Source organism: Acidiphilium sp. AL, from assembly GCF_025499445.1.
Lineage (GTDB): Bacteria > Pseudomonadota > Alphaproteobacteria > Acetobacterales > Acetobacteraceae > Acidiphilium > Acidiphilium iwatense.
In genome coordinates this window covers 211,738-226,079 of sequence record NZ_JAIMBZ010000003.1, presented here as the reverse complement: position 1 = coordinate 226,079, position 14,342 = coordinate 211,738, and the positions used below count along the sequence as shown (strand labels likewise).

The window sequence follows — 14,342 nt, the reverse complement described above, 5'->3', positions numbered from 1 at the left end:
GGTCAGCTTATCGGCGGTGCGGCCGGCGGCCGCAGGCTGGTCGGCGCCGGCGAGACGATTTGCGGGCCGCCGGGTTCGACCTTGAACACGGCGAGGCCGCGCTGGACATGGCCGTTCGGGTCGAGCCGCAGCACGCCGTCGGCGCCGGAGAAGCCTTCGGGATTGGTCATTACCCGATCGGTGTAGCCGCCCTCGCGGGAGGCGAGAACGGCGATCGCCGCGGCGTCGAACGCGATTTTGTCGATGTCGGGAGGTGCGGAACCGCCATAGCGTGCCTCGAATTTCTGGACGAAGGCGAGCCCGAGCGACGGATCGGGGGCGGCATAGATCGCGCCGCGCAGCGAATCATGCGTCGCCATGGCCCGTGCATCATGGGCCCAGAGCGCCGGGCCGAGCAACTGGATCTGCGGTGGTCCCGCTTCGTAATAGGGCAGTAGCGTGCCGACTTCTGCGAGTTGCTCGCCGGTGGCACCGACCAGAAGCGCGTCGAACGGCGGCGGCGGGATTGGTTGGCGTTCCAGCTTCGCGGCGATCAGCCGCCCGGCTTCGGTATCCTGATCGCGCGCCGCGCGGATTTTCGCCTCGATGCTCGCCCCCCTGCTGTCGAAGGCGGAGACGCTGCGCACCGTCTGAGTCAGGCTCGCGAAGGAATGGCCGAAGTAACCGATCTGCGGCGAGGGGCCGCCGAGCGCGTTCACCTTGGCCCGCAGCGCGCTCGCCATCATCCGGCCAAAGGCGTTGTCGGGAAGGATCGCGGCGGTGCGGGTGCGGCCATGATCGGCGGCATAGGCAACGACGCGCCGGACCTGCTGTCCCGGCGAGACGCCGAGCGGCCAAACGCCGGGAGCGCCGACCGTCTCGTCATTGGTGAAGGCAAGTACGTTGACATTGGCGGCGCGCGCGATCGGCGCGACCGCCTGGGTGTCGCCGGCGGTGAGCGGCCCGAGGATCAGCCCATCGCCCGCTGCGATCGCCGCCTGCGCCGCGGCGGCGGCGCCCTGCGGCGTTCCGCCGGTGTCACGCACGTCGAGAGGCGGCGCGCCGGGTGCGGCGAAAGCGAGTTTGACCGATTGTTCGAGCGACTGGCCGATCGGCGCCAGCGGCCCCGACAGTGGCACCAGAAGAGCGACCGGGCCGCTGGTCTTGCCGATATTCGGTATTTCGGCGGACGGTCCCATGCCACCGATCGGGCCGAGACCCGGCAGGCTCGGCATCGGCTCCGAACAGGAGGACAGGAACAGCGATGAGGCGAGCACGGTTGCCAGGGTGAGCGTCAGAGGCGTTAATACGCGGCGTGACATCTGAAACTCCTATACAAACAGCCGAGTCCGTAGCGGATCGCCAGCCCGCCCTTGTGCTGGTTTCCACGCCGATCGGCAACCTCGGCGATATGACACCGCGCGCGGTCGCGGCGCTGCGGGATGCCGATACCATATTGTGCGAGGACACGCGCGTTACAGGGATCTTGCTTGCCGTTCATGGACTGTCGGCACGGTTGCAACCGCTGCACGACCATAACGAGCAGGACCGGATCGCTCCCCTGATCGAGGCGATGCGCGCCGGGCGGCGGTTTGCCCTGGTCAGCGACGCCGGCGCACCGCTGATCGCCGATCCGGGGTATCGGCTGGTGCGCGCGGCGATCGAGGCGAAGCTCGATATCAGTGCGATTCCCGGCCCGAACGCGGCGGTGATGGCGCTCGCCTTGTCCGGCCTGCCGCCGCATCCGTTCCTGTTCGGCGGGTTCCTGCCGCCGCGCTCGGCGGCTCGCCGGTCGGCGCTGCAACGGCTCGCCGATGCCGAGCGAGCGGGGCTGAATGCGACGCTGATTTTCTATGAGGCGCCGCATCGCCTGGCGGCGTCGCTGGCCGATTGCGCCGCCGTGCTCGGCGACCGGCCGGCGGCGGTCGCGCGGGAATTGACCAAGCGCTTCGAGGAGGTCCGGCGCGGCGGCTTGGCCGAACTCACCGCGAATTATCGCGATGTGGCGCCGCGCGGCGAGATCACCCTGGTGATCGGGCCGGCGCCGGATCATGTCGCATCCGACGAGGATCTCGATCGCGCGTTGACCGAGGCGCTTGACACGATGAGCATCAAGGATGCCGCCGCCGAGGTAGCGCGGCGGCTCGGTCTGCCGCGCAAACAGGTCTACGCGCGCGCGCTCAGCCTGCGGGCGACGTCAGGATGAGGCGAAGCAGGCCCGGATGGAGTGCGTAGGGCAGGCCGTAGACGACCCCGATCGCGACGTTCATGGCGATCAGCAGGCTCAAGGCACGCCAGACCGAGAGGCGCAGGCCGGCGCGCAGGATGAACCACTGGTACCAGAACATGTAGAGGACGATGAGGCCGATCGTGACGGCCGTTGCGGCCGGTTGCGGCAATCCGACACTCACCAGACCGCCGCTCAGCACGACTCCGGCAAGGATCAGCGGGAAGATCAGCCAGATCGACCAGTTCAAGGCGGTGCTCGTCATCAGCCAGGTGGCGCCCTGTCCGGTCCGGCGTGCACTCCATTCGGTGATCACCGGCTGGATCAGCACCCCGCATATCCGGGAGAGGAAGATGACCGCGGCGAGTATCCAATGCCCATTGATTCCGATCAGCGCCGAGCCGACGATCGGAAATGCCAGCAAAGGCGCGATCGACGCGGAAAACGCCGTCGTGGTATTGCCGAATTCGCGGATGCCCCCGGCATCGCCGCGGGCGAGGCGGTACAGACCGCGAAGGACATTGCCTTGCATCCGGGCGCGCCCGCGGTTGCCGCTCATCCGAAAACCTCGTCGAGGATCATGCCATAGACGTGAGCGAGATCGCGCAATTCCGCAACGGGCACGGATTCGTCGGTCCGGTGCATGGTGCGGCCGATCAGGCCGAATTCGGCAACCGGACAATAGGCCGCGATGAAGCGCGCATCGGAGGTGCCGCCGCTGGTGTCGAGCTTCGGCTCGATGCCGGTGGCCCGCCGGATCGCGGCGCTTAGCGTCTGGGTGAACGGGCCGGGTTCGGCCAGGAACGCCTCGCCGCCGATGGTGATGGCGCAGTCGGAATCGGGCGCAAAGCGATGGATCGTCTCGGTGATCCAGGTGCCGAGACCAGCGCCGGTATGACGGTCGTTGAACCTTATGTTCAGCGCGGCGCGCGCTTCGTCGGGGATGACATTGCCGACGCGGTTGCCGACATCGACGCTGGTGATTTGCAGGCTGGAAGGCTCGAACCAGGCGGTGCCGGTATCGAGTGGGGTTGCCCGAAGCGCATCAAGTGCGGGGATCAGCCGGTGCAGCGGATTGTCGGCGAGATGCGGATAGGCGACATGGCCCTGAGTGCCGCGCACCAGGATGCGCGCCGAAACCGAACCGCGCCGGCCGATTTTGACCGTATCGCCGAGAGTTGCCCGGCAGGTCGGTTCGCCGACCAGGCAGGCATCCGGCATCGTGGCGGTTTCGGCAAGTCGATCGAGAATGCGCCGCGTTCCGTCGATCGCATCGCCCTCCTCGTCGCCGGTGATCAGCATGGAGAGCGTACCGAACCGGCCGCCGCGCTCACGCCGCGCGGCGAGCGCGGCGATGAAGGCGGCGATCGCACCCTTCATATCGACCGCGCCCCGGCCGAACAGCACGCCGGCCTGTACTATCCCGGCGAAGGGGTCGCATCGCCAGCCCTCGCCGGGTGGCACCACGTCGGTATGGCCGGCGAAGGCAAAATGCGGCGCACCGGCGCCGTATCGCGCGACGAGATTGTCAACCGCGCCGTGCCGCGATGTTTCGATAGCGAAACCGAGACGATCGAGCGCGTCTGCGATCACGCTCTGCGCCCCCGCATCCTCCGGCGTGACCGACGGGCAGCGGATCAGCGCCTGGGCGAGCGGCAGCGGGTCGGTCAGGGTCACGCGCGCAGCAGCTCGTTGATCGCGGTTTTCGACCGGGTCTGGGCATCGACCCGCTTGACGATCACCGCGCAGGCCAGCGACGGGCCGGGCGATCCATCGGGGAGGGGTTTGCCCGGCATGCTGCCCGGCACCACGACGGAATAGGCCGGAACGCGCCCGTACAGAACCTCGCCGGTCGTGCGATCGACGATCCGGGTCGAGGCGCCGAGAAACACGCCCATCGACAGCACCGCGCCGCGCTCGACGATCACGCCTTCGGCGACCTCGGACCGAGCGCCGATGAAGCAGTCATCCTCGATAATCACCGGATTGGCCTGGAGCGGTTCGAGCACGCCGCCCAATCCGACGCCGCCGCTGATATGGCAGTTGCGGCCCACCTGCGCGCAGGAGCCGACGGTGGACCAGGTGTCGATCATGGTGTCTTCGCCGATTCGCGCGCCGACATTGACGAAGCACGGCATCAGCACCACGCCGCGCGCGATATGGGCGGAATGGCGGACAACGGCGCCAGGCACCGCCCGAATCCCTGCTTCGGCGAAGCGCGCAGCGGTCCAATCAGTGAATTTCATCGCCACCTTGTCGAATACCGGCGCGCCGCCGGGGCCCGGCAGCGCCACGTTTTGCATCAGGCGAAACGACAGCAAAATCGCCTGCTTGACCCATTGATGGACCACCCACCCCTGCGGCCCCGGCTCGGCGACCCGAAGATCGCCCCGGTCGAGCAAGGCAAGGGTCTGATTCACGGCGTCGCGCTCGGGGCCTGCCTGCTCCGGCTTCAGCGCATCGCGGCGCTGCCAGGCTGTCGCAATAGCCGATTCCAGGGAGGCATGATCCATCGATGGCGGTTCCGTGCTTGTTGATGCGGGCCGGACCATGAGGAGGCGCGCGAGGGCTGTCAACGGTCCGGTAACCAGCCATTTACTTCTCTGTGCCAGAACCGAGAGCATGAAGGATCATGAGAGCTCGCTTGGCAGATCCCCCGGTTTTGCTGCCGAATCTTTGGTCGGGGTTGAGGCGCGTTGCGGAACATTGGGCCGGCTGCTCGACAGTCTGACCGGTTTGCCCGATGCAGTGACGGCAAGTGCCGCCGCCTGTGCCCTGGTGGCGAGCGAACTCGCCGATGCCGGCATGGTTCTGGCATTTCGTCGGAACAAGGGAGCAAAGCGCCCCGATATCGTTCTCGCCGATTATCCGGCCGGGATCGGACTTGCCGATATCGCCGGCGCGGAAACCATGTCGGCGGCGGTTCCGCTGCGCGAGCATGATTCGGGAGATGCGGGAACCGCAATCCTGATCGCCTGGCGCAGCCGGGGTGATCGGCGGTTCAGTGCGGAGGAGCGGGAACTGCTCGTTCATGTCGCGCCGAAATTCGCGCCTCTGTGCGCCCGGCTGGTCGCGGATCGAGGCCAGCCGCGAACCGGCATTCTCGACCCGGAAACCGGGGTCTGGTCGTTGCCGCCATTTCTCGAACAGGCCGCCCGGCGATTCGACCGGCTCGATGTCGAGGATAGCGTCGGCACCATGTTCGCGTTCGGGTGGGTACGGTGCGATGGCTTGGCGGCTCCCGAGGCATCCTCCATCGTGGTGCGCAACTCGGTTGCCTGTCTTCAGGAGATGCTGAGGCCGGCCGATCTGATCGGCCGCATCGGGCCAACCAGGATCGGCGCATGGTGCGACGGCATCGATCATCTGATCGCCGCCGAACGCGGCGACCGGATCGTGACGAAGCTGGACGCACTGCTCTCCGGTTCGAGCCGTCACGCCGCGATTGGGATCGCCACGCGCTGGCCGCAATCGGGAGACGATCCGGCGACATTGCTTGCCCGTGCCCGGATCGGCCTCGAACAGGCGCGGCTTGCGGCGGCAACCCAGGCAAAGCCCGCCGTCCGCATCTGGCAATCTTCCGATCGTTGAGCCGAAGATGTGATTTCAGCCGCTCGCGGGTCTCACATCGAGGAACCGGCTCAACAGCCAATCGCCGTCGATCTTTTCCTCGGTCAAGGCCATTGCGAGAACCTCGCTGCCGAAAACCGGCGCCGCTAAAATCATATCGGGGCGCACCCTGCGGACCCGCTCAAGGTTTTTTCGCGTGCTGACGGCGGCGACCTTCTTCGCATCAGTACCCATTTCGTGAACCGCGAGAATAACGAAGGCGTTTTCCGAATCGTCGTCGGACAGGGCGAGGATCGCGCGTGCGTGCACGCCGCCCGCTTCGCGCAGCGTGTCGAGTTCGGTGGGGTCGCCGACGATGGTTTCGGCGTCGCCGAAACTTGCATCTTCATCCTCCACGATAACCAGCACGGCCTCGCCGCGCTGGCGCAGCTCGCGCACCGTGTTGCGCGCGAGCACGCCGTTGCCGCTGATGATGAAGTGATTGACCCGCTTCATTTTCCGTCTCCGTGGACCGATCGTTCTGTTGATCCGGCTTTGCAGGACCGGACCGATGACCGCAGTGAGCGCGGTAGCAAAGACGGTGAGCCCGAGGATGATCAAGGAGATGACGAACAGGCGGGCCTCGCCGCTCTTGGGCAGGATGTCGCCGTAACCGACGGTGGACATCGTAACGATTGTGAAATAGAATGCGTCCGGCAGATTGGTGATCGGCGGCGCGAAGCCCGCGCCGAGCAGATACGAGCCCAGCACGCCGTAAATCATCAGCACCAGAACCGAGGTGAGGGCGAACAAGGTGCCGGCCGCGAGCGACGAGCGCCGGAAGGCATCCCGTGCCAGCATCAACGCGACGAGCAGGACACAAATGTAGATCGTCTCGTAGGTCAGGATCGACCCTGAGGTATGGGCGATCGTGAGGATGAGCTGGGCGAGGGTGATTCCCAACGCCGAAAGCCAGGCAATGCGCGAACGCCCGAGCAGGCCGATGGCAATCAGGATTTGCAGGGCACCGACCAAGACCGTCGGCACGCCGGAGAGGATCAGGCGCGGAACGTGCCCCGCGATGGGCTGCAGCGCGTGAAACAGATCGCCGAGCTTGAGGTGCAGATATTCGGCCGCGTAACGCCGGATCGTCGGCAGGATGGCGAATATCCCGGCCCCTCCGACCGCCAGTGCGAGAGGCACCTGGGGAAACCAGAGATCCATTCTGAATCGCCGGTACCAGCGATGGTAGATCAGCCCGATTCGAGGGAATATCGCCCACAGAGTTTCACCCATGCGGCGTGACCGTCTGGCGATGCGCTCGGCCTGTCATGGCCGAAACATAAGCATCATCGGACGGAGCGACAATCAGGCGGTCAGGGCAGGCTGACCTCGAAGCGCTCGATCACGGTATTGGCAAGCAGCCTGCGCGCCATCGCCTCGGCGGTCGCACGTGCGGCAGACGCCTCGGTTTCCGCGAGTTCGATCTCGATCACCTTGCCGACGCGCACCTCGCCGACACCGGCAAAGCCGAGCCCTTCGAGCGCGTGGCCGATCGCCTTGCCCTGTGGGTCCAGAACGCCTTGCTTGAGGGTGACGGTGACGATCGCTTTCACTGCATGATCTCCGGGCCCTTCATGTCGCGCGTCCCCGCCTCGGGCAGGATGCCAAGGCGTTTGGCGACTTCCTGATAGGCTTCCTCGACCCGGCCGAGATCGCGCCGGAAGCGGTCCTTGTCCATCTTCTCGTTGGTCTTGGTGTCCCAGAGGCGGCAATTGTCGGGGCTGATCTCGTCGGCGAGGACGATTCGCATGTCCTCGTTCTCCCAGAGCCGGCCGAACTCGACCTTGAAATCGACCAGCATGATCCCGACGCCGAGGAACAGACCGGTCAGGAAGTCGTTGATTCTCAAAGTCAGATGGACGATGTCGTCCATGTCCTGCGGGCTCGCCCAGCCGAAAGCGCTGATATGCTCCTCGGCGACCATCGGGTCGTTCAGGGCGTCGTTCTTGTAATAATATTCGATGATGCTGCGGGGCAGGCGGGTGCCTTCGGCGATGCCGAGCCTCGTGCTCATGCTGCCCGCCGCGACGTTGCGCACCACGACCTCGATCGGGATGATTTCGACCTCGCGGATCAACTGCTCGCGCATGTTGAGGCGGCGGACGAAATGCGTCGGGATGCCGATTTCGGCGAGGCGCTGCATCAGGAATTCGCTGATCCGGTTGTTGAGTACGCCCTTGCCGGTGATCACGCCTTTCTTCTGGGCGTTGAACGCGGTTGCGTCATCCTTGAAATACTGCACCAGGGTGCCGGGCTCGGGGCCTTCGAACAGGATTTTTGCTTTGCCTTCGTAGAGCTGTCGGCGGCGAGCCATGGCTGAACCTCATGCGTCGGCGGAGGAGGATGGGATCGATGGCCTCCGGGCGGTTGGATATATCAATCCGCGCCGGTTCGCGCCATGGGCGCGATCAGGCGGCCTGTTTTCTGAGCGCGGCGGGAAGCTGCGCGATCGCCTGATCGATCAGAGGCGCATCGCGCGATTCGTCGATCGTCTCGCCAAGCAGCTTTTCCGCGGCCCGGCTGGCGAGCGATGCCGCCGCCTCGCGCACCTCGGCCACCGCGGCGTTTTCGGCGGCGGCGATCCGCTCGAGAGCCATCTGTTCGCGCCGCTTCGCCGCCGCCGCGGCATCGGCCAGCAACTCCTCCGCGAGCCGCTCGGCTTCGCGGCCGGCGAGGGCAAGCATGTCCTTGGCCTGGGCAAGTGCCGCTTCACGCCGCGCTTCGGCATCCCTGAGAATCACCTCGGCTTCCCCGCGCAAGCGCGCCGCCTCGTCAAGCTCGCGCCGGATGGCGGCGCTGCGTTGATCCAGCATGGTGACGACGGCGCCGACGATCTTGCGGCCGAAAAAACCCAGAAAGATCAGAACCGCGATGGTGACCCAGAAGGTTCCCTTGTCCCAGACGATACCGTGCAGGGCGGCATATTCCATGGCGTAATTCCTCTATCCCTGGGCCGAGGCCAGGGCGCGGTCGAGCCGTTCAGGGTCGGCCGGTTTGCCGGCGAGGCGAAGGATCAGGCTGGAGGCGACTTCTCGCGCGACGGGGGCGAGGGCTGCCATGGCCTGCTTCCGCGTGGCGTCGATCTCGGCTTCGGCGCGGGCGAGTTCGGCATCGAGGCGCTGGTTCAGGCGGTCCGACTGCGCGCGTGCGCGTGCCTTGGCGGTGCCGACCGCCTCGGCGATCGCCGCCTGGCTTTCCTCCCGCGCATTGCGGATCGCGAGATTGAGTTCGGCGACCGCGTGTTCGGCCTCGGCCTTGGCATGGCGGGCAACATCGAGGTCGGATTTGATGCGGTTCTGCCGATCCTCGATGACGCTGCCGAGTTGCGGCAGCGCCCAGCGCGAGAGCAGAAAATAGAGAACGATCATGATGATCGCCATCCACACCACCTGCGCGCCGGTCAGCGGGTTGGCGAAGTCCATCTGCGGCATCTGACCGTCGGCCGACGCCAGTGCCGGGGTCGCTGCGAGGGCAAAAGCGGCGAAGATGATCGTCAATCGGCGCATCGTGCGCTGTATCCTTATCCCGGCCGAATCAGGTGAACAGGATGATCAGCGCGATGACCAGCGCGTAGAGCGCCACCGCTTCGGTTAGCGCGAAGCCCAGCAGAACATCGCGGAACATCTTGTCGCGCGCTGCGGGGTTGCGGCCGACGGCACCGACGAATGAGCCGAACAGGTTGCCGATACCCACACCGGCGCCGGCGACTCCGATGGTGGCGAGGCCGGCACCGATGTCACGGGCGAGCAGGATGGAGTTGATAGCCATGAGGCGATTTCCTTTCAGCGTTCAGCGGTATTATGGCCGGTTCGGCCGGTAAAGCGCAACGGATCAACCCGACGAAACATCATCAGTGCAGATGGATCGCGTCGTGTAGGTAAAGGCAGGTCAGAACGGCGAACACATAGGCCTGCAGGAAGGCGACCAGGAATTCCAGCGCCGTCAGGGCGATATTGAGACCGAGCGGAATGATGGCGGCGACCACGCCCACGGCGCCGAGGCTCGCCACCAGCATGATCATGAAACCGGCGAACACTTCCCACATCACATGGCCTGCGGTGATGTTCGCGAACAGACGAACCGACAGCGAAATGGGCCGGGACAGGAACGAGACGATCTCGATCGGGATGAGCAGGGGCAGAAGCCAGCCCGGTACGCCGGGCGGCGAAAAGAATTTCAGGAACCCGATGCCGTGATACCAGAACCCGACGAGGGTGGAGAGCAGGAACACGAAAATGGCGAGCGCGCCGGTGATCGCGATATGGCTGGTGAAGGCGAAGAAATATGGAAAAAGACCAAGAAGATTGCCGACCAGGATGAAGCTGAACAGCATGAAGACGAACGGGAAAAACCTGCGCCCTTCCTCGCCGATCGTGTCGACCACCATCTGATGGACGAATTCGTAGCTCATCTCGGCCAGGCCCTGCATCCGGCCGGGAACCACGGCGCGGCGGCGCAGCGCCATGAAGCACAGAAGGGTAATGATCGCGGCGGCGAGCAGCATCATCTGGTTCGAATTGGTGAATTCGATCATCCGGCCGACCGGACCGAATGCGGTGGTGAGCTGGAACTGGCCCAGCGCGTCGATCGCCGATTTTTGCGTCATAGCGTCTCCTCCGGTCAGTCCTTCTTGGCCGGTCCCATCACCCGGATCACGTTACGCAGCCCCGCGGCGGCCCCGATGGGAACAAAGCCGATCATGAACCAGGGTGAACTATGGAACAGCCGATCGAGCCCATAACCGATCGCCACGGCGACGACCAGGGACGCCACCATTTCGGCACCCAGCCGCATCGCCAGACTGAACGGGTTAGGGCCATCCGCCTGCGGTTCCGCCACCGGCTTGGGCTTGTCGAGCCCGGCCCGGTTGCGCGCCGCGGCAAGACGCTGATCGAACGTGGTCCGATCATCATGTCCCTTAGCCGGATCGTCATCCATCATCACACCCCAACGCCCGCCTCGAAAGACGGCGAGGGGTTGCTACCGGCGCCGGTGGTTCAAGTCAACATATCGCGATCCCGGAATTCTACTCCGCGGCGAGGACGCGCGGGGGATCGACCATCGCTGCGGCCGCGCCCAGATCGACCGATAGCAGCCGCGAAACACCCCGCTCCTGCATGGTTACGCCATAGAGTCGGTCCATCCGCGCCATGGTCAGGTGATGATGGGTGACGACCAGAAAGCGCGTGCCGGTATCGCGGACCATATCGTCCAGCAAGGTGCAGAATCGGCCCACGTTGGCGTCGTCGAGCGGCGCATCCACCTCGTCGAGCACCGAGATCGGCGCCGGATTGCAGCGGAATACGCCGAAAATCAGCGACAGGGCGGTCAGCGCCTGCTCGCCGCCCGACAGAAGCGACAAAGTGGCCAGTTTCTTGCCGGGCGGTTCGGCGAAAATCTCGAGCCCGGCCTCGAGCGGGTCGTCCGAGCCGGTGAGGGCGAGATGGGCCCGCCCGCCGCCGAACATCCGGGTGAACAATGCCTGGAAATGCCGGTCGATCTCGGTGAACACGATGGAAAGCCGCTCGCGACCCTCGCGGTTGAGATGCCCGATCGAACCGCGCAGCTTGGCGATGGCGGTAGCGATTTCATCGCGGTCGCGCTCGATCGCGGCGATCCGGGCCTCGATCTCCGCGACCTCGATTTCGGCGCGCAGATTGACCGGCCCCATCTCGTCGCGCTCTTTGGTCAGGCGTTCGAAGCGCTTGCGGGCACGCTCGGCCAGTTCCGCCGTCGCCTCGGCGATCGGCGGCAGGGCGGCCTCGACTCCGAGACGTTCGAGAATCCGCTCGGCGACGGTTCCCCAGGCGTGATTGGCCTCTCTCACGACGGATTCGGCGCCGATCAGGGTTTCGCGCGCACGGGCGAATTGCTGCTCGGCCCGGCGAGCGGCATCGGCGGATTGCCGGCTTTGCGCTTCGGCCGAGGCGAGGGCGGACGCAGCCTCGCGATGGACCGCTTCGGCTTGGCGAAGCGATGCCTGGGCGCTATCGCGCGCTTCCGATCCGCCTGCTTCGAGCGTCAGGATTTCGAGCGCCGTGCGCGCTTCGTGCAAGCGCGCCGCCAGATCGGTGGTGCGAAAACCGGCATCCCTGGCGCGTTCGGTCCAATCCGCGCGTTCCCGGACGACCACGCCGAGCCGTTTGTCGAGTTGTTCGGCTTCGACGCGGAGGTGCTGGACCTGCTGGCGCGCCGCGGCGTCCTGCCGGCGGGCCTCGCCGAGTGCCAAACGCGCCTGCTCGACTGCCTGGCGGATCGTCCCGGCGTCGGCCAGACCGGCCAGATCGGCTTCGGCTTCCGCCAGAGTCTTTCGCGCATCCGCGAGTTCGGCTTCGAGCCGGGTGCGATCCTCCGAGCAAGTGGCTTCGCGTGTCGCCAGACGCTCGGCGTCGGTTGCGAGGCGGCTCGCAGCCTCGGTGCGGATACGTGCCTCGGTTCGGGCCCGATCCACACGGGACTCGGCTGTCTTGCGCCGCGCCCGAGCGTCGTCCTCAGATTTGCGGGCAGCCAATTCCGCCTGTTCGGCCGCGATGCGATCGGCCTTGGCGCGTTCCGCCGCGTCGCGCGCGTGATCGACCTCGCGGCGCAGCACCGCCAGCCGGTTGCGCTGGGCCAGCCGTATCGCCGCTTCGGTCGGAGCGCCGGCACGGGTGACGAAACCGTCCCAGCGCCAGACCGCGCCGTCGCTCGCCACAAGGCTTTGCCCCGGCGTTAGCTGAGTTTGCAGCGCATCCCCGTCGGCACCTTCGGGCAGAAGAAGAATATGGTCGAGGGCGCGGCGCAGCTCATCCGGCGCCTCGATCCGCTCCGACAGGCAATGCAGCGTGCTGGCAGCGTCGATCGCCGGCAGGGAGCGCCAGAACCGTGCTGCCGTGGACTTGGTGCCGGCGGCCAGTTCCTCGCGCAGCACGGCACCGAGCGCCGTTTCCATCCCTTCGGGAACGTCGATGCTGTCGAGAATCGGGTCGTCGTCCCGGCCGAATTTTTGCGCCAGAATAGCGGCCAATGCGTCGGCTTCGGCCAGGAGCCGCGAGTGAGCCGCCTCGGTGGCGAGTGCGGTACTGCGCACATCCGCAGTTTTCGCCGATGCGGCCAGCCGGGCTGCCTCGGCGTGACGGATGGTATTCTGAGCCTCTTCCAGCGATGTTTCGGCGCTTTGGCGTTCGGCCTCGGCCGCCTCGCGTTCGGCTTCGGCGGCGGCCAGCCGGTCGGGCGGGATCAGGGCGGCGCGGGCGCGTTCGTGAGCCTGTACGGCTTCGGTCGCTCGGTTATGCGCCTGGGTTGCCCGGTTCCGTGCATCCTTCAGGCGCAGATTGATCGCATCCTGCACCGCGCCAAGGCGGGCGGCCATCTCCGTTGCCTGTTGCGCATTCTGTTCCGCGTGTTCCATCGCCTCGGAGCCGCGTGCGGCGGCGTCGAGTGCCGCCGCCAGATTACCGGGAGCAGCGGCGCGTTCGGTTTCGAGCCGTTCGCGTTCGTCGGTCAGGCGTGCGATCGCGGCGGTCGCGTCGGCACCGAGACGTCCGGCGTGATCGTGATCGCGGATCAACGAGGCAAGCCGGCTTTCCGCCTCGGTGCGGGCCGCCTCCGCGCGGACGATTTCGGCTTCGACCTGTTCGGCCTGGATTCGGGCACGTTCGAGCCCGGTGCGCGCCTCGGCCTCCTGCGCGCGAAGCGCCGGCAAAGCCCCGCTTTGCTCGCCTTCATCGGCCAGCGCCGAATTGCATTCCGTCTGAGCGGCGGCAACGGCGGCTTCGGCCTCGGTCAAGGCGGTTTGCGCCCGGCTCCGCGCCTGTTCGGCGATCTGTTTCTCGATGGCAAGATATTCCGCCTCGGCGTCGCGGATCGCTCCCGAAAGATTGCGATAACGATTAGCCTGGCGGGCTTGCTTGCGAAGCTCGGCGAGGCGGGATTCCTGCTGGCCGCGCAGATCCGCGGCACGGGTGAGGTTTTGTTCCGCCGCGCGCAGTTTCAGTTCGGCCTCATGCCGGCGCGAATGCAAGCCGGTGATGCCGGCCGCTTCCTCGAGAACGGCGCGGCGCTCTTCGGGGCGCGCGTTGACCAGGGCGGAGATCTTCCCCTGGCTGATCAGCGCCGAACTGCGGGCGCCCGAGGCAAGATCGGCGAACAAGGTCGCCACATCGCGCGCCCGTGTCTCGCGCCCGTTCACCCGATAGAGGCTGCCGGAGCCGCGCTCGATCTTGCGGGAGATTTCGAGCTCCGGTTCGGCTTGAAAGGGCGCTGGGGCAAGACCCGCGGTTTCGGTGAGGATAACCGCGACCTCGGCAAGGCTGCGCGCCGGCCTCGCCATGGTGCCGGCGAAGATGACGTCGTCCATCTCGCCGCCGCGCAGCGATTTCGCGCTGGCCTCGCCCATCGCCCAGCGCAGCGCATCGACGACGTTGGATTTACCGCACCCGTTCGGCCCGACAATTCCGGTCAGGCCGGGGAGAATGTCGATCGTGGTGGCATCGGCGAAGCTCTTGAAACCGGCGATGCGCAGTCGGGCGAAGCGTGCGGGCAA

The 14,342-nt window shown here is 66.3% G+C and carries 15 protein-coding genes; 2 read left to right on the top strand and 13 right to left on the bottom strand.

Going from position 1 to position 14,342, the window contains the following annotated elements:
- Nucleotides 1–2 precede the first annotated feature (2 nt).
- Nucleotides 3–1,301, bottom strand: coding sequence for a penicillin-binding protein activator (locus tag AiwAL_RS04015; RefSeq protein WP_235703088.1), 1,299 nt, complete (start codon nt 1,299–1,301; stop codon nt 3–5).
- Between AiwAL_RS04015 and rsmI the strand changes: the two genes are divergently transcribed.
- Nucleotides 1,286–2,185: a 16S rRNA (cytidine(1402)-2'-O)-methyltransferase gene (rsmI, locus tag AiwAL_RS04010; RefSeq protein ID WP_235703166.1), complete on the top strand. Its 900-nt coding sequence runs from the start codon at nt 1,286–1,288 to the stop codon at nt 2,183–2,185. The genes AiwAL_RS04015 and rsmI overlap by 16 nt on opposite strands.
- Here rsmI and AiwAL_RS04005 read toward each other — a convergent pair.
- From AiwAL_RS04005 to dapD, 3 genes are read right to left on the bottom strand one after another with little or no spacing between them, the layout of a single operon-like run.
- Entirely contained in the window at nt 2,160–2,765 is a 606-nt protein-coding gene (locus AiwAL_RS04005; RefSeq protein WP_235703089.1) for a hypothetical protein, read from the bottom strand. The two genes, rsmI and AiwAL_RS04005, sit on opposite strands and share 26 nt — an antisense overlap.
- Nucleotides 2,762–3,883: a succinyl-diaminopimelate desuccinylase gene (gene dapE / locus AiwAL_RS04000; RefSeq protein ID WP_262312162.1), complete on the bottom strand. Its 1,122-nt coding sequence runs from the start codon at nt 3,881–3,883 to the stop codon at nt 2,762–2,764. Before dapE ends, AiwAL_RS04005 begins: the two co-directional genes overlap by 4 nt.
- Nucleotides 3,880–4,719: a 2,3,4,5-tetrahydropyridine-2,6-dicarboxylate N-succinyltransferase gene (gene dapD, locus AiwAL_RS03995; RefSeq protein WP_235703091.1), complete on the bottom strand. Its 840-nt coding sequence runs from the start codon at nt 4,717–4,719 to the stop codon at nt 3,880–3,882. The genes dapE and dapD overlap by 4 nt, the downstream gene beginning before the upstream one ends.
- A gap of 109 nt (nt 4,720–4,828) precedes the next feature.
- Between dapD and AiwAL_RS03990 the strand changes: the two genes are divergently transcribed.
- Nucleotides 4,829–5,797 carry a hypothetical protein gene (locus AiwAL_RS03990; protein ID WP_235703092.1) on the top strand — a complete coding sequence of 323 codons (969 nt, stop codon included), beginning with the start codon at nt 4,829–4,831 and terminating at the stop codon, nt 5,795–5,797.
- Between the two features lie 15 nt (nt 5,798–5,812).
- Here AiwAL_RS03990 and kch read toward each other — a convergent pair whose 3' ends face one another.
- From kch to smc, 9 genes are all read right to left on the bottom strand, one after another.
- Nucleotides 5,813–7,051 (bottom strand): voltage-gated potassium channel protein, encoded by a 1,239-nt coding sequence (kch, locus tag AiwAL_RS03985; RefSeq protein ID WP_235703093.1) that lies wholly within the window; start codon nt 7,049–7,051, stop codon nt 5,813–5,815.
- A gap of 80 nt (nt 7,052–7,131) precedes the next feature.
- Nucleotides 7,132–7,371, bottom strand: coding sequence for a phosphoribosylformylglycinamidine synthase subunit PurS (purS, locus tag AiwAL_RS03980; RefSeq protein WP_235703094.1), 240 nt, complete (start codon nt 7,369–7,371; stop codon nt 7,132–7,134).
- On the bottom strand, nt 7,368–8,132 hold the full coding sequence (gene purC / locus AiwAL_RS03975) for a phosphoribosylaminoimidazolesuccinocarboxamide synthase (protein ID WP_235703095.1): 765 nt from the start codon (nt 8,130–8,132) through the stop codon (nt 7,368–7,370). Before purC ends, purS begins: the two co-directional genes overlap by 4 nt.
- A gap of 94 nt (nt 8,133–8,226) precedes the next feature.
- Nucleotides 8,227–8,748: a F0F1 ATP synthase subunit B gene (locus tag AiwAL_RS03970; protein WP_235703096.1), complete on the bottom strand. Its 522-nt coding sequence runs from the start codon at nt 8,746–8,748 to the stop codon at nt 8,227–8,229.
- Nucleotides 8,749–8,760: 12 nt separating this feature from the next.
- Nucleotides 8,761–9,324 carry a F0F1 ATP synthase subunit B gene (locus AiwAL_RS03965; RefSeq protein WP_235703097.1) on the bottom strand — a complete coding sequence of 188 codons (564 nt, stop codon included), beginning with the start codon at nt 9,322–9,324 and terminating at the stop codon, nt 8,761–8,763.
- A gap of 28 nt (nt 9,325–9,352) precedes the next feature.
- Nucleotides 9,353–9,586: a F0F1 ATP synthase subunit C gene (locus tag AiwAL_RS03960; RefSeq protein WP_235703098.1), complete on the bottom strand. Its 234-nt coding sequence runs from the start codon at nt 9,584–9,586 to the stop codon at nt 9,353–9,355.
- A gap of 82 nt (nt 9,587–9,668) precedes the next feature.
- On the bottom strand, nt 9,669–10,424 hold the full coding sequence (locus AiwAL_RS03955; protein ID WP_235703099.1) for a F0F1 ATP synthase subunit A: 756 nt from the start codon (nt 10,422–10,424) through the stop codon (nt 9,669–9,671).
- Between the two features lie 14 nt (nt 10,425–10,438).
- Complete coding sequence (locus AiwAL_RS03950) at nt 10,439–10,759, bottom strand: AtpZ/AtpI family protein (protein ID WP_262312161.1); 321 nt, start codon at nt 10,757–10,759, stop codon at nt 10,439–10,441.
- A gap of 85 nt (nt 10,760–10,844) precedes the next feature.
- The gene (gene smc / locus AiwAL_RS03945; RefSeq protein ID WP_235703101.1) at nt 10,845–14,342 is read right to left on the bottom strand and encodes a chromosome segregation protein SMC; all 3,498 of its coding nucleotides are present in this window, start codon (nt 14,340–14,342) and stop codon (nt 10,845–10,847) included.

What these genes read in the sequence shown, in the direction of transcription:
- AiwAL_RS03960 (WP_235703098.1), bottom strand. Translation starts at nt 9,586, where the DNA reads ATGGCTATCAACTCCATCCTGCTCGCCCGTGACATCGGTGCCGGCCTC.
- AiwAL_RS03950 (WP_262312161.1), bottom strand. Translation starts at nt 10,759, where the DNA reads ATGATGGATGACGATCCGGCTAAGGGACATGATGATCGGACCACGTTC.
- AiwAL_RS04015 (WP_235703088.1), bottom strand. Translation starts at nt 1,301, where the DNA reads ATGTCACGCCGCGTATTAACGCCTCTGACGCTCACCCTGGCAACCGTG.
- purC (WP_235703095.1), bottom strand. Translation starts at nt 8,132, where the DNA reads ATGGCTCGCCGCCGACAGCTCTACGAAGGCAAAGCAAAAATCCTGTTC.
- dapD (WP_235703091.1), bottom strand. Translation starts at nt 4,719, where the DNA reads ATGGATCATGCCTCCCTGGAATCGGCTATTGCGACAGCCTGGCAGCGC.
- AiwAL_RS03955 (WP_235703099.1), bottom strand. Translation starts at nt 10,424, where the DNA reads ATGACGCAAAAATCGGCGATCGACGCGCTGGGCCAGTTCCAGCTCACC.
- kch (WP_235703093.1), bottom strand. Translation starts at nt 7,051, where the DNA reads ATGGGTGAAACTCTGTGGGCGATATTCCCTCGAATCGGGCTGATCTAC.
- AiwAL_RS03965 (WP_235703097.1), bottom strand. Translation starts at nt 9,324, where the DNA reads ATGCGCCGATTGACGATCATCTTCGCCGCTTTTGCCCTCGCAGCGACC.
- AiwAL_RS03990 (WP_235703092.1), top strand. Translation starts at nt 4,829, where the DNA reads ATGAAGGATCATGAGAGCTCGCTTGGCAGATCCCCCGGTTTTGCTGCC.
- AiwAL_RS03970 (WP_235703096.1), bottom strand. Translation starts at nt 8,748, where the DNA reads ATGGAATATGCCGCCCTGCACGGTATCGTCTGGGACAAGGGAACCTTC.
- AiwAL_RS04005 (WP_235703089.1), bottom strand. Translation starts at nt 2,765, where the DNA reads ATGAGCGGCAACCGCGGGCGCGCCCGGATGCAAGGCAATGTCCTTCGC.